Annotated in this window: 11 protein-coding genes; 10 read left to right on the top strand and 1 reads right to left on the bottom strand. The window is 58.8% G+C overall.

Annotated features, from left to right (window positions below; all coding sequences use genetic code 11):
* Positions 1-4 precede the first annotated feature (4 nt).
* The 5 genes from dapB to KKQ10_RS18135 all read left to right on the top strand — a co-directional run bounded on the left by dapB (position 5) and on the right by KKQ10_RS18135 (position 6460).
* Positions 5-811 carry a 4-hydroxy-tetrahydrodipicolinate reductase gene (gene dapB / locus KKQ10_RS18155; protein WP_108591473.1) on the top strand — a complete coding sequence of 269 codons (807 nt, stop codon included), beginning with the start codon at positions 5-7 and terminating at the stop codon, positions 809-811.
* 258 nt (positions 812-1069) lie between these two features.
* On the top strand, positions 1070-2206 hold the full coding sequence (gene carA, locus KKQ10_RS18150; RefSeq protein WP_127649864.1) for a glutamine-hydrolyzing carbamoyl-phosphate synthase small subunit: 1137 nt from the start codon (positions 1070-1072) through the stop codon (positions 2204-2206).
* A gap of 126 nt (positions 2207-2332) precedes the next feature.
* Positions 2333-5554, top strand: a complete 3222-nt coding sequence (gene carB, locus KKQ10_RS18145) for a carbamoyl-phosphate synthase large subunit (protein WP_215501864.1) — start codon at positions 2333-2335, stop codon at positions 5552-5554.
* Positions 5551-6027 (top strand): transcription elongation factor GreA, encoded by a 477-nt coding sequence (greA, locus tag KKQ10_RS18140; RefSeq protein WP_034154417.1) that lies wholly within the window; start codon positions 5551-5553, stop codon positions 6025-6027. Before carB ends, greA begins: the two co-directional genes overlap by 4 nt.
* A 28-nt stretch (positions 6028-6055) precedes the next feature.
* Positions 6056-6460, top strand: a complete 405-nt coding sequence (locus KKQ10_RS18135) for an MFS transporter (RefSeq protein WP_127649860.1) — start codon at positions 6056-6058, stop codon at positions 6458-6460.
* A gap of 9 nt (positions 6461-6469) precedes the next feature.
* On the opposite strand, the gene KKQ10_RS18130 is transcribed toward KKQ10_RS18135, so the two are convergent.
* A complete protein-coding gene (locus tag KKQ10_RS18130; RefSeq protein ID WP_003221534.1) occupies positions 6470-6778 on the bottom strand; it encodes a YhbY family RNA-binding protein in 309 nt (102 codons plus the stop codon).
* 101 nt (positions 6779-6879) lie between these two features.
* Here KKQ10_RS18130 and rlmE point away from each other — a divergent pair, with 101 nt between their 5' ends.
* From rlmE to tpiA, 5 genes are all read left to right on the top strand, one after another.
* Positions 6880-7509, top strand: coding sequence for a 23S rRNA (uridine(2552)-2'-O)-methyltransferase RlmE (rlmE, locus tag KKQ10_RS18125; RefSeq protein ID WP_127649858.1), 630 nt, complete (start codon positions 6880-6882; stop codon positions 7507-7509).
* Positions 7510-7711: 202 nt separating this feature from the next.
* Entirely contained in the window at positions 7712-9622 is a 1911-nt protein-coding gene (gene ftsH, locus KKQ10_RS18120) for an ATP-dependent zinc metalloprotease FtsH (RefSeq protein WP_127649856.1), read from the top strand.
* A gap of 8 nt (positions 9623-9630) precedes the next feature.
* On the top strand, positions 9631-10482 hold the full coding sequence (gene folP, locus KKQ10_RS18115) for a dihydropteroate synthase (protein WP_215501863.1): 852 nt from the start codon (positions 9631-9633) through the stop codon (positions 10480-10482).
* Between the two features lie 16 nt (positions 10483-10498).
* Positions 10499-11836: a phosphoglucosamine mutase gene (gene glmM / locus KKQ10_RS18110; RefSeq protein ID WP_127649852.1), complete on the top strand. Its 1338-nt coding sequence runs from the start codon at positions 10499-10501 to the stop codon at positions 11834-11836.
* A 65-nt stretch (positions 11837-11901) separates the two neighbouring features.
* Positions 11902-12657 carry a triose-phosphate isomerase gene (gene tpiA, locus KKQ10_RS18105; protein ID WP_215501862.1) on the top strand — a complete coding sequence of 252 codons (756 nt, stop codon included), beginning with the start codon at positions 11902-11904 and terminating at the stop codon, positions 12655-12657.
* The last annotated feature ends 4 nt before the right edge of the window (positions 12658-12661 follow it).

Here is a 12661-nt window from a genome sequence, read left to right as displayed (position 1 = left end):
CGGCATGCGACGTATAGCTGTGATGGGCGCCGCCGGGCGCATGGGCAAGATTCTGGTCGAGGCCGTGCAGCAGCGCGCGCCGCTGACCGGCCTGACCGCGGCGATCGTTCGTCCCGGCAGTACGCTGATCGGGGTCGACGCCGGTGAGCTGGCTTCGCTGGGGCGTATCGGTGTGCCGTTGTCCGGCAATCTGGAGTCGGTGGCTGAAGAGTTCGATGTGTTGATCGATTTCACCCTGCCGGAAGTGATGCTGAAAAACCTCGCGTTCTGCCGCAAGGCCGGCAAGGCCATGGTCATCGGCACTACCGGGCTGGACGCGGCGCAGAAGCAGTTGCTGGCTGAAGCGGGCAAGGATATTCCGATCGTCTTCGCGGCCAACTTCAGTGTCGGGGTCAACCTGTCGCTGAAGCTGCTCGAGATGACTGCCCGGGTGCTGGGTGACGATGCTGACATCGAGATCATCGAGGCGCATCACCGGCACAAGATCGATGCCCCTTCGGGCACGGCGCTGCGCATGGGCGAAGTGATCGCCGATGCACTGGATCGTGATCTGCAGAAGGTGGCGGTCTACGGTCGTGAAGGTCACACCGGTGCGCGCGAGCGGGAAACCATCGGTTTCGCCACTGTTCGTGGTGGTGATGTGGTCGGTGATCACACCGTGCTGTTTGCCTGTGAAGGCGAGCGTCTGGAGATCACGCACAAGGCTTCCAGTCGCATGACATTCGCCAAGGGCGCGGTGCGCGCGGCGTTGTGGCTGGATGCTCGCGAGCCGGGTCTGTATGACATGCAGGACGTGCTCGACCTGCATTGATTTGACGGTTTTACCCAGCGAAAACGCCCTGTTTGCGCTGGTTTTTCTCTGCCGCACGACGCCCTGTCGCATTCTCCGTCCTTTAAGGCTCTTTAGCGGTGGACCAAAAAAGCCTTTTTCTGTAAGCTACAGCTTTAGTGTGTCCACTAAAAGCGCGCAGAATAATTCAGTGAAGAAGCGGGGTGACGTGTCCATACGTCACTCCGCTTTTTTACAACCTGCGATTGCCCTTTCATGCGTTATTTACGGGAGGTCTTCTTGACTAAGCCAGCCATACTCGCCCTTGCTGATGGCAGCATTTTTCGCGGCGAAGCCATTGGAGCCGACGGTCAAACCGTTGGTGAGGTGGTGTTCAACACCGCAATGACCGGCTATCAGGAAATCCTTACCGATCCTTCCTACGCCCAACAGATTGTTACCCTGACTTACCCGCACATCGGCAACACCGGCACCACGCCGGAAGACGCCGAGTCCGACCGCGTCTGGTCCGCTGGCCTGGTCATCCGTGACCTGCCGCTGGTAGCGAGCAACTGGCGTAACACGATGTCTCTGTCCGACTACCTGAAAGCCAACAACGTTGTGGCGATCGCTGGTATCGACACCCGCCGCCTGACCCGCATCCTGCGTGAAAAAGGCGCACAGAACGGCTGCATCATGGCCGGCGACAACATCTCCGAAGAAGCGGCAATCGCCGCGGCGCAAGGCTTCCCGGGCCTGAAAGGCATGGATCTGGCGAAAGTCGTCAGCACCAAGAAGCCGTACGAATGGCGCTCCACTGTCTGGGACCTGAAGACCGACAGCCACGCGACCATCGACGCCTCTGAGCTGCCATACCACGTGGTTGCCTACGACTACGGCGTCAAGCTGAACATCCTGCGCATGCTGGTCGAGCGCGGCTGCCGCGTCACCGTGGTACCGGCGCAAACCCCGGCTGCCGACGTGCTGGCCCTCAAGCCGGACGGCGTGTTCCTGTCCAACGGCCCTGGTGACCCGGAGCCATGCGACTACGCGATCAAGGCGATCAAGGAAGTGCTGGAAACCGAGATTCCGGTATTCGGTATCTGCCTCGGTCACCAGCTGCTGGCCCTGGCCTCCGGCGCCAAGACCCTGAAAATGGGCCACGGCCACCACGGTGCCAACCACCCGGTGCAGGACCTGGACACTGGCGTCGTGATGATCACCAGCCAGAACCACGGTTTCGCGGTTGACGAAGCGACCCTGCCGGCCAACGTGCGTGCGATCCACAAATCGCTGTTCGACGGTACCCTGCAAGGCATCGAACGCACCGACAAGAGCGCGTTCAGCTTCCAGGGTCACCCTGAAGCGAGCCCGGGCCCGAACGATGTGGCTCCACTGTTCGACCGCTTCATCAACGAGATGGCCAAGCGACGCTAAGCGTTCGCCTTGAGACTGTAGCGAGAAGCCCTCGAGGGCGGCCCCGACACCGGTGGCGCCCCTCAGGGCTTCAGAAATCGATCAAGACGGCTTGCCGACTGACCTGCGGATTTGAGTGACAAACCCATGCCAAAACGTACAGACATTAAAAGCATCCTGATTCTCGGCGCTGGCCCGATCGTTATCGGCCAGGCCTGCGAATTCGACTACTCCGGCGCCCAAGCCTGCAAAGCCCTGCGCGAAGAGGGTTACCGCGTCATCCTGGTGAACTCCAACCCGGCCACCATCATGACCGACCCGGACATGGCTGACGCCACGTACATCGAGCCGATCAAGTGGCAGACCGTGGCCAAGATCATCGAAAAAGAACGTCCGGATGCGGTGCTGCCAACCATGGGCGGCCAGACCGCTCTGAACTGCGCCCTGGACCTGGAGCGCGAAGGCGTTCTGGAGAAATTCGGCGTGGAAATGATCGGCGCCAACGCCGACACCATCGACAAGGCTGAAGACCGTTCGCGTTTCGACAAGGCCATGAAGTCCATCGGCCTGGAATGCCCGCGTTCCGGTATCGCCCACAGCATGGAAGAAGCCAACGCCGTCCTCGAACGTCTGGGCTTCCCGTGCATCATCCGTCCGTCCTTCACCATGGGTGGCACCGGTGGCGGTATCGCTTACAACCGTGAAGAGTTCGAAGAAATCTGCGCCCGCGGTCTGGACCTGTCGCCGACCAAAGAGCTGCTGATCGACGAATCGCTGATCGGCTGGAAAGAATATGAAATGGAAGTTGTCCGCGACAAAAAGGACAACTGCATCATCGTCTGCTCGATCGAAAACTTCGACCCGATGGGCGTGCACACCGGTGACTCGATCACTGTCGCTCCGGCTCAGACCCTGACCGACAAGGAATACCAGATCCTGCGTAACGCCTCCTTGGCGGTACTGCGCGAGATCGGCGTCGAGACCGGCGGTTCCAACGTGCAGTTCGGTATCTGCCCGGACACCGGCCGCATGGTCGTGATCGAGATGAACCCGCGTGTGTCGCGTTCCTCGGCACTGGCTTCGAAAGCCACCGGTTTCCCGATCGCCAAAGTCGCGGCCAAACTGGCTGTGGGCTACACCCTCGACGAACTGTCGAACGACATTACCGGCGGCAAGACCCCGGCGTCCTTCGAGCCGTCGATCGACTACGTTGTGACTAAACTGCCACGTTTCGCCTTCGAGAAATTCGCCAAGGCTGACGCCCGCCTGACCACCCAGATGAAATCGGTGGGTGAAGTCATGGCCATCGGCCGGACCTTTCAGGAATCCCTGCAGAAAGCCCTGCGCGGTCTGGAAGTCGGCGTTTGCGGTCTGGACGAGAAGCTCGACCTGAGCAATCCGGAAAGCATGAGCGTGCTCAAGCGCGAGCTGACCGTGCCTGGCGCTGAGCGTATCTGGTACGTGGCGGACGCTTTCCGCGCCGGCATGACCGTCGACGACATCTTCGGCATGAACATGATCGACCCGTGGTTCCTGGTGCAGATCGAAGATCTGATCAAGGAAGAAGAGAAGGTCAAGACCCTGGGTCTGTCCGCGATCGACCGCGACCTGATGTTCAAGCTCAAGCGCAAAGGCTTCTCCGATCAGCGTCTGGCCAAGCTGCTGGGTGTAACCGAGAAGAACCTGCGTACTCACCGTCAAAAACTGGAAGTGTTCCCGGTCTACAAGCGCGTTGACACCTGCGCCGCCGAGTTCGCCACTGACACCGCTTACCTCTACTCGACGTACGAGGAAGAGTGCGAAGCAGCGCCGTCCGGTCGCGACAAGATCATGATCCTGGGTGGCGGTCCGAACCGTATCGGCCAGGGCATCGAGTTCGACTACTGCTGCGTACACGCTGCCCTCGCACTGCGCGAAGACGGCTACGAAACCATCATGGTCAACTGCAACCCGGAAACCGTTTCCACCGACTACGACACTTCCGACCGTCTGTACTTCGAACCGGTGACCCTGGAAGACGTGCTGGAAATTTGCCGCGTCGAGAAGCCTAAAGGCGTGATCGTCCAGTACGGCGGCCAGACTCCGCTGAAACTGGCTCGCGCTCTGGAAGCCGCAGGCGTGCCGATCATCGGTACCAGCCCTGACGCCATCGACCGTGCCGAAGACCGTGAGCGCTTCCAGCAAATGGTTGAGCGCCTGAACTTGCGTCAGCCGCCAAACGCCACCGTGCGCAGCGAAGACGAAGCCGTTCGCGCCGCTGCCAAGATCGGTTACCCGCTGGTGGTGCGTCCGTCCTACGTACTGGGCGGCCGCGCGATGGAAATCGTTTACAAGGAAGACGAACTCAAGCGCTACCTGCGTGACGCGGTGCAAGTCTCCAACGACAGCCCGGTGCTGCTCGACCACTTCCTCAACTGCGCCATCGAGATGGACGTGGATGCAGTCTGCGACGGCAAAGACGTGGTGATCGGCGCGATCATGCAGCACATCGAACAGGCGGGCGTTCACTCCGGTGACTCCGCGTGCTCGCTGCCGCCGTACTCGCTGCCGGCGCACATCCAGGACGAGATGCGCGAACAGGTCAAGAAAATGGCCCTGGAACTGGGCGTTGTCGGCCTGATGAACGTACAGCTGGCGCTGCAAGGCGAAGACATCTACGTCATCGAAGTCAACCCGCGCGCTTCCCGTACCGTACCGTTCGTGTCCAAGTGCATCGGTGTTTCCCTGGCGATGATCGCAGCCCGCGTGATGGCCGGTAAGACCCTGAAGGAAATCGGCTTCACCAAGGAAATCATCCCGAACTTCTACAGCGTGAAAGAGGCGGTGTTCCCGTTCGCCAAATTCCCTGGCGTTGACCCGATCCTCGGCCCAGAGATGAAGTCCACCGGTGAAGTGATGGGCGTGGGCGACACCTTCGGTGAAGCATTCGCCAAGGCCCAGATGGGTGCCAGCGAAGTGCTGCCGACTGGCGGTACCGCATTCATCAGCGTGCGTGATGACGACAAGCCGCTGGTTGCAGGTGTGGCCCGTGATCTGATCAACTTGGGCTTCGAAGTGGTTGCCACTGCCGGTACTGCCAAGCTGATCGAAGCCGCAGGCCTGAAAGTGCGCCGTGTGAACAAGGTGACCGAGGGTCGTCCGCACGTGGTCGACATGATCAAGAATGACGAAGTCACCCTGATCATCAACACCACCGAAGGGCGTCAGTCGATCGCCGACTCGTACTCCATTCGTCGTAATGCCCTGCAGCACAAGATTTACTGCACCACCACCATTGCTGCGGGCGAAGCTATCTGTGAAGCGCTGAAGTTCGGTCCCGAGAAGACCGTGCGCCGCTTGCAGGATCTACACGCAGGATTGAAGGCATGATCAAATACCCAATGACCGTCCAGGGCGCGAAAGCCCTGGAAGAAGAACACGCTCATCTGACCAAGGTCGTTCGTCCGAAGCTCAGCCAGGACATCGGTACGGCTCGCGAGTTGGGTGACCTGAAGGAAAACGCCGAATACCATGCCGCCCGCGAACAGCAAGGCATGGTCGAAGCACGGATCCGCGACATCGAAGGCCGGATCCAGAATCAGGTCATCATCGACGTCACGACCATTGCGCACACCGGCAAGGTGATCTTCGGTACTACCGTCGAAATCGCCAACGTCGAGACGGATGAGAGCGTCACTTACCACATCGTGGGTGAGGATGAGGCTGACTTCAAACTCGGCAAGATTTCGGTTGGCTCGCCTCTGGCCCGTGCCTTGATCGGCAAGGAAGAGGGCGATGTAGTCGCCGTGAAAACGCCAAGCGGCGTTATCGAGTATGAGATTGTCGAAGTCCGTCACATCTGAAGGCAGGCGCCCGCTACATGCGGGCGCCATGCTTTGGCAGCTGGCCCAGATGCTGTGGGTCGGCGGCTTCTGGTTGATTCATCTCGGTTTGCGAGCGGTACTGGGCAAGATTGGCCTGGCACCGTTGCTGATCGATGAAGTTACCGATGCGTTTGCAGTGCCGGTGGTGAGTTTTGCCGCCGCGTGCGTGATTTTTCAGGCTTTGGTGTTGGTACAGGCCGAGGGCCTTGTCAGTCTATGGCGGGATTTTCGCGGGCAGGTATTGCTGATGGCGTTGTATGCGTGTGCGATGTTTGTCGCAGTGCGTGTCGGCTGGCCGGAAGCGCAGCGCTGGCAGGAATTCAGTTTTCTGGTGTTGGGCTTTTCCGGTCTGGTGCTGGTGTTGCAGCCGGTGCCGGGATGGAGTGGCAGGGTGCGCGCAGCACACCCTTGACCCTTTTCATCACTTGAAGCGATGAACGTTCGACAGCTGCTTGTTGACGCTGAAGTTCTTGCGGTAAACCAGTGCCATCTTGCCGATGACCTGAACCAGGTCCGCCTTGCCGACCTTGCACAGTTCTGCAATGTGCGCCAGACGCGACTCGCGATCGAGAATATTGAGCTTGATCTTGATCAGCTCGTGATCCGCCAATGCGCGTTCGAGTTCGGCTAAGACACCTTCAGTCAAACCGTTGTCAGCCACCGTCAAAACCGGTTTCAGGTGGTGGCCAATGGATTTGTACTGTTTCTTCTGCTCTGGAGTGAGCGGCATAATCTGACCCTTTCGTCTGGATTCTGTAAAATGGCGGCCATTTTACCCGAGGGTTAGTGGATCCGCCCAATTAATCACGACCCTAATCATCGAGGTGCCCAATGGCGCGTTCCAAGACAAGCCTTGGTTGGCTGAAAAGACATGTCAACGATCCTTATGTGAAGCAGGCGCAGAAGGATGGCTACCGCTCGCGTGCGAGTTACAAGCTTCTGGAGATCCAGGAGAAATACAAGCTGATCCGTTCCGGCATGAGCGTTGTCGACCTGGGCGCGGCGCCCGGCGGCTGGTCGCAGGTCACTAGCCGGTTGATCGGTGGTCAGGGACGTCTGATCGCCTCGGACATCCTGGAGATGGACAGCATTCCGGACGTGACTTTCATTCAGGGTGACTTCACCGAGGACGAAGTGCTCGCACGGATCCTTGAAGCCGTGGGTAATTCGCAGGTGGACCTTGTGATTTCCGATATGGCCCCCAATATGAGTGGTACGCCTGAAGTGGACATGCCCAAAGCCATGTTTCTTTGCGAGCTGGCGCTTGATCTGGCGGAACGGATACTCAAGCCGGGCGGTAATTTCGTGATCAAGATTTTTCAGGGCGAAGGGTTTGATGTTTACCTGAAGGATGCTCGTCGGAAATTCGACAAGATCCAGATGATCAAGCCAGACTCTTCCCGCGGCAGTTCCCGCGAGCAATACATGCTGGCTTGGGGTTACCGCGGGCGTAGTGAGTAAAACGAGGTTTTTTCGCGGGGTGATAGGTTTTTCGTATTTCGCCCCGTGTGCATAAGCGAATATTGTGTAGAAAGTGTTTCACAAAGGGTTACAGACGGCGCCTGCCAGAGTTGTAGGTAATGTAGTAAGTTAGGCCGGTGAATATCATGCGAAGCGCGCGCCAGTAGCGGAGCTTGCTTCAGAGGGTAGTTAATTGAACGATATGGCAAAGAATCTGATCCTGTGGTTGATCATCGCGGCAGTCCTCGTGACGGTGATGAACAACTTCTCCAGCCCTAACGAGCCGCAGACCCTCAACTATTCCGACTTCATCCAGCAGGTCAAGGATGGCAAGGTCGAGCGCGTAGCTGTTGACGGCTATGTGATTACCGGCAAGCGCAATGATGGCGACAGCTTCAAGACCATTCGTCCGGCGATCCAGGACAACGGCCTGATCGGCGATCTGGTCGACAACCACGTTGTGGTTGAAGGCAAGCAGCCTGAACAGCAAAGCATCTGGACCCAGCTCCTGGTGGCCAGCTTCCCGATTCTGGTGATCATCGCGGTGTTCATGTTCTTCATGCGCCAGATGCAGGGCGGTGCCGGCGGCAAGGGCGGACCGATGAGCTTCGGCAAGAGCAAGGCGCGCCTGCTTTCCGAAGACCAGGTGAAAACGACGCTGGCTGACGTTGCAGGTTGCGACGAAGCCAAGGAAGAAGTCGGCGAACTCGTTGAGTTCCTGCGTGATCCGGGCAAGTTTCAGCGTCTGGGTGGCCGTATTCCTCGCGGTGTGCTGATGGTCGGCCCTCCGGGTACCGGTAAAACCTTGCTGGCCAAGGCTATTGCCGGCGAAGCCAAAGTGCCGTTCTTCACCATTTCCGGTTCCGACTTTGTCGAAATGTTCGTGGGTGTTGGCGCAAGCCGTGTTCGCGACATGTTCGAGCAGGCCAAGAAGCACGCGCCGTGCATCATCTTCATCGACGAAATCGACGCCGTTGGTCGCCACCGTGGCGCCGGCATGGGTGGTGGTCACGACGAACGTGAGCAGACTCTCAACCAGTTGCTGGTAGAGATGGACGGCTTCGAAATGAATGACGGCATCATCGTGATCGCTGCCACCAACCGTCCTGACGTACTCGACCCTGCTCTGCTGCGTCCGGGCCGTTTCGACCGTCAGGTGGTGGTTGGCTTGCCGGACATCCGTGGTCGCGAACAGATCCTCAAGGTCCACATGCGCAAAGTGCCAATGGGCGACGACGTTGCTCCGGCAGTGATCGCACGGGGTACTCCGGGCTTCTCCGGTGCGGATCTGGCCAACCTGGTCAACGAAGCGTCGCTGTTCGCTGCACGCAGCGGCAAGCGCATCGTTGAAATGAAAGAATTCGAGCTGGCCAAAGACAAGATCATGATGGGCGCCGAGCGCAAATCCATGGTCATGTCCGAGAAAGAGAAGCAGAACACCGCTTATCACGAGGCCGGTCACGCCATCGTTGGTCGCGTAGTGCCTGAGCATGATCCTGTGTACAAGGTCTCGATCATTCCACGCGGTCGTGCGCTGGGTGTGACGATGTTCCTGCCCGAAGAAGATCGCTACAGCCTGTCCAAGCGTGCGCTGATCAGTCAGATCTGCTCGCTGTACGGCGGCCGCATTGCTGAGGAAATGACCCTTGGTTTCGACGGTGTCACCACCGGCGCTTCCAACGACATCATGCGTGCCAGCCAGATTGCACGGAACATGGTGACCAAGTGGGGCCTGTCGGAAAAACTCGGTCCGCTGATGTACGCCGAAGAAGAGGGTGAAGTGTTTCTCGGTCGCGGCGGTGGCGGTCAGAGTGCAAGCTTCTCCGGTGAGACGGCCAAGCTGATCGACTCCGAAGTGCGCAGCATCATCGATCAGTGCTACGGCACGGCCAAGCAGATCCTCACGGACAACCGCGACAAGCTGGACGCAATGGCTGATGCATTGATGAAGTACGAAACGATCGATGCCGAGCAGATCGACGACATCATGGCGGGTCGCACTCCTCGCGAGCCGCGCGACTGGACGGGTGGTACTGGCACCGGTACGCCGCCTCCAGTGGTCCAGGATGAGCGTCCGGAAACACCGATTGGCGGCCCGGCTGCTGACGTTTAAGGTTTGAAATGACTTCTGTACAGTCCCTGACCCGGTTGCCTTGCGGCAACCGGGTTCTTGATTTGGCCCGGACGCATGTCATGGGCATTCTCAATGTCACTCCTGATTCCTTCTCCGATGGTGGCCGTTACAGCCAGCTTGACGTGGCCTTGCGTCACGCCGAAGCCATGGTGGCCGCTGGTGCGACACTGATCGACGTCGGTGGAGAGTCGACCCGGCCTGGCGCTCGTGCGGTTTCGCCGCTGGAAGAGCTGGAGCGCGTGGCGCCGATCGTGGAACTGATCAATCGCGAGCTGGATGTGATTATCTCGGTCGACACGTCGACACCTGCCGTGATGCGCGAAACTGCGCGCCTCGGTGCCGGCTTGATCAATGACGTGCGTTCGCTGCGCCGTGATGGCGCACTGGATGCCGCCGCGGCGACCGGCCTGCCGGTCTGTCTGATGCATATGCTCGGCGAGCCGGGTGATATGCAGGATAATCCGCACTACCAGGACGTGACTCGGGAAGTGGGTGAGTTTCTCGCTGGGCGCATGAAGCAATGCGCTCAAGCGGGCATTCCTGCCGAGCGAATCATTCTCGATCCCGGTTTTGGCTTCGCCAAAACGTTGCAGCACAATCTAAGCTTGTTCAAGCATATGGAAGCCCTGCATGCGTTGGGGCGTCCGCTTCTGGTTGGTGTGTCCCGCAAAAGCATGATCGGCCAGGCGCTGAATCGTCCTGTGGGCGAGCGTCTGCATGGTGGTCTGGCACTGGCGGCACTGGCAGCGGTGAAAGGAGCGCGTATATTGCGCGTCCATGATGTGGCGGAAACGGTAGACGTGGTGCGCATGCTGGCGGCCGTGGAATCAGCCGAATAAGAATGATGGAGCACTTATGAGCAAGAAATACTTTGGTACTGACGGCATTCGTGGTCGTGTCGGTGAATACCCGATTACCCCGGACTTCATGCTCAAGCTCGGCTGGGCGGCTGGAATGGCCTTTCGCAAAATGGGCGCCTGCAAGGTGCTGGTCGGCAAGGACACGCGCATCTCTGGCTACATGTTTGAATCGGCGCTTGAAGCTGGTCTGACGTCGGCGGGTGCCGATGTCATGCTGCTCGGCCCGATGCCGACACCGGCCATTGCCTATCTGTCGCGTACCTTTCAGGCCGAAGCCGGGATCGTGATCAGCGCTTCGCACAACCCGCACGACGATAACGGCATCAAGTTTTTCTCCGGCAAGGGCACCAAGTTGCCTGATGAGCTGGAGCTGATGATCGAAGAGTTGCTCGATATGCCGATGACCGTTGTGGAGTCGAGCAAGATCGGCAAGGTGTCGCGAATCAACGATGCGTCCGGTCGCTACATCGAATTCTGCAAAAGCAGTGTGCCAACCAGTACCAGTTTCTCCGGCCTGAAGATCGTTATCGACTGCGCGCACGGTGCGACCTACAAGGTAGCTCCGAGTGTCTTCCGCGAGTTGGGTGCTGAAGTGGTCGTTTTGTCAGCTCAGCCCAATGGGCTGAACATCAATGACAACTGCGGTTCGACCCATATGGGCCAATTGCAGGCCGCCGTTCTGGCCGAGCACGCTGATCTGGGTATCGCCTTTGATGGTGACGGTGATCGGGTGCTGATGGTTGATCACACGGGAGCTGTCGTCGATGGCGATGAGTTGTTGTTCATCATTGCGCGCGATCTTCACGAGCGCGGCAAATTGCAGGGCGGTGTCGTCGGAACGCTGATGAGCAACCTGGGGCTTGAGTTGGCGCTTGCTGAACTCTCGATTCCATTCATTCGCGCCAATGTGGGCGACCGTTACGTGATTGCCGAGCTGCTTGAGCGTGACTGGCTGGTGGGTGGTGAGAACTCCGGGCATATCGTCTGCTTCAATCACACCACCACCGGCGATGCGATCATTGCTGCATTGCAGGTGTTGATGGCGCTTAAAACCCGTAATGAAGGGTTGGCGCAAACACGTCAGGCGCTGCGCAAATGCCCTCAGGTGCTGATCAATGTGCGTTTCGGTGGTGGTGAAAGCCCGCTTGAGCATCCGGCTGTCAAGGAAGCCAGTGCGCGTGTAACCCAGGCCATGGCGGGTCGTGGCCGGGTGCTTTTGCGCAAGTCCGGTACTGAGCCGCTGGTGCGTGTGATGGTCGAAGGTGAGGATGAAACTCAGGTTCGCACCTACGCCGAAGAACTGGCAAAACTGGTAACTGAAGTTTCTGCCTGATTCGGCTTGCCAGCCATGATTGTGTTGGGTAACATCTGCGCCCACTTTGACCGACGAGGTACAGCATGCGTCGCCCTATGGTAGCTGGTAACTGGAAGATGCACGGTACCCGCGCCAGCGTCGCTGAGCTGATCAACGGCCTTCGTCATCTGGCCTTGCCAAGCGGTGTTGATGTCGCGGTATTCCCGCCTTGCTTGCATATCAATCAAGTGATTGATGGCTTGAAAGGCAAGTCGATTTCGGTCGGCGCGCAGAACTCTGCGGTGGAATCCATGCAAGGTGCGTTGACCGGTGAGATTGCGCCGAGTCAGTTGGTGGATGCAGGTTGTTCCCTGGTGCTTGTCGGGCACTCCGAACGCCGTCAGATAATGGGCGAGCGAGACGGGATGCTGAATCGCAAGTTCGCAGCGGCACAGGCATGTGGCTTGATTCCGGTGTTGTGTGTAGGGGAAACCCTCGAGCAGCGCGAAGCCGGAAAAACTCTTGAGGTTGTCGGGCGTCAGCTGGGCAGCATCATTGAGGGGCTGGGTGTTGGTGCCTTTGCCAAGGCAGTCATTGCTTACGAGCCTGTCTGGGCCATCGGTACCGGACTGACTGCAACGCCGCAACAGGCTCAGGATGTGCATAAAGCCATTCGCGAGCAGTTGGCGGCAGAGAATTCTGAAGTCGCACGAGGTGTGCGGCTTCTATACGGCGGCAGCGTGAAGGCGGCCAATGCGGTCGAACTGTTCGGCATGCCGGATATCGATGGGGGGCTCATTGGTGGAGCTTCCCTGAATGCAGATGAGTTCGGTGCGATTTGTCGCGCCGCGGGAAGCTGAAAAA

Origin of the sequence: Pseudomonas sp. MG-9 (assembly GCF_018729515.1) — a bacterium.
In the GTDB taxonomy this organism is placed as follows: Bacteria; Pseudomonadota; Gammaproteobacteria; order Pseudomonadales; family Pseudomonadaceae; genus Aquipseudomonas; species Aquipseudomonas serboccidentalis.
Note: the sequence above shows the minus strand (reverse complement) of the source record. Positions and strands in the feature narration are given on the sequence as shown.

Bases quoted from the DNA above. Each gene is read 5' to 3' on its own strand.
- dapB (WP_108591473.1), top strand. From the start codon at position 5: ATGCGACGTATAGCTGTGATGGGCGCCGCCGGGCGCATGGGCAAGATT.
- carB (WP_215501864.1), top strand. From the start codon at position 2,333: ATGCCAAAACGTACAGACATTAAAAGCATCCTGATTCTCGGCGCTGGC.
- greA (WP_034154417.1), top strand. From the start codon at position 5,551: ATGATCAAATACCCAATGACCGTCCAGGGCGCGAAAGCCCTGGAAGAA.
- KKQ10_RS18135 (WP_127649860.1), top strand. From the start codon at position 6,056: ATGCTTTGGCAGCTGGCCCAGATGCTGTGGGTCGGCGGCTTCTGGTTG.
- KKQ10_RS18130 (WP_003221534.1), bottom strand. From the start codon at position 6,778: ATGCCGCTCACTCCAGAGCAGAAGAAACAGTACAAATCCATTGGCCAC.
- rlmE (WP_127649858.1), top strand. From the start codon at position 6,880: ATGGCGCGTTCCAAGACAAGCCTTGGTTGGCTGAAAAGACATGTCAAC.
- ftsH (WP_127649856.1), top strand. From the start codon at position 7,712: ATGGCAAAGAATCTGATCCTGTGGTTGATCATCGCGGCAGTCCTCGTG.
- folP (WP_215501863.1), top strand. From the start codon at position 9,631: ATGACTTCTGTACAGTCCCTGACCCGGTTGCCTTGCGGCAACCGGGTT.
- glmM (WP_127649852.1), top strand. From the start codon at position 10,499: ATGAGCAAGAAATACTTTGGTACTGACGGCATTCGTGGTCGTGTCGGT.
- tpiA (WP_215501862.1), top strand. From the start codon at position 11,902: ATGCGTCGCCCTATGGTAGCTGGTAACTGGAAGATGCACGGTACCCGC.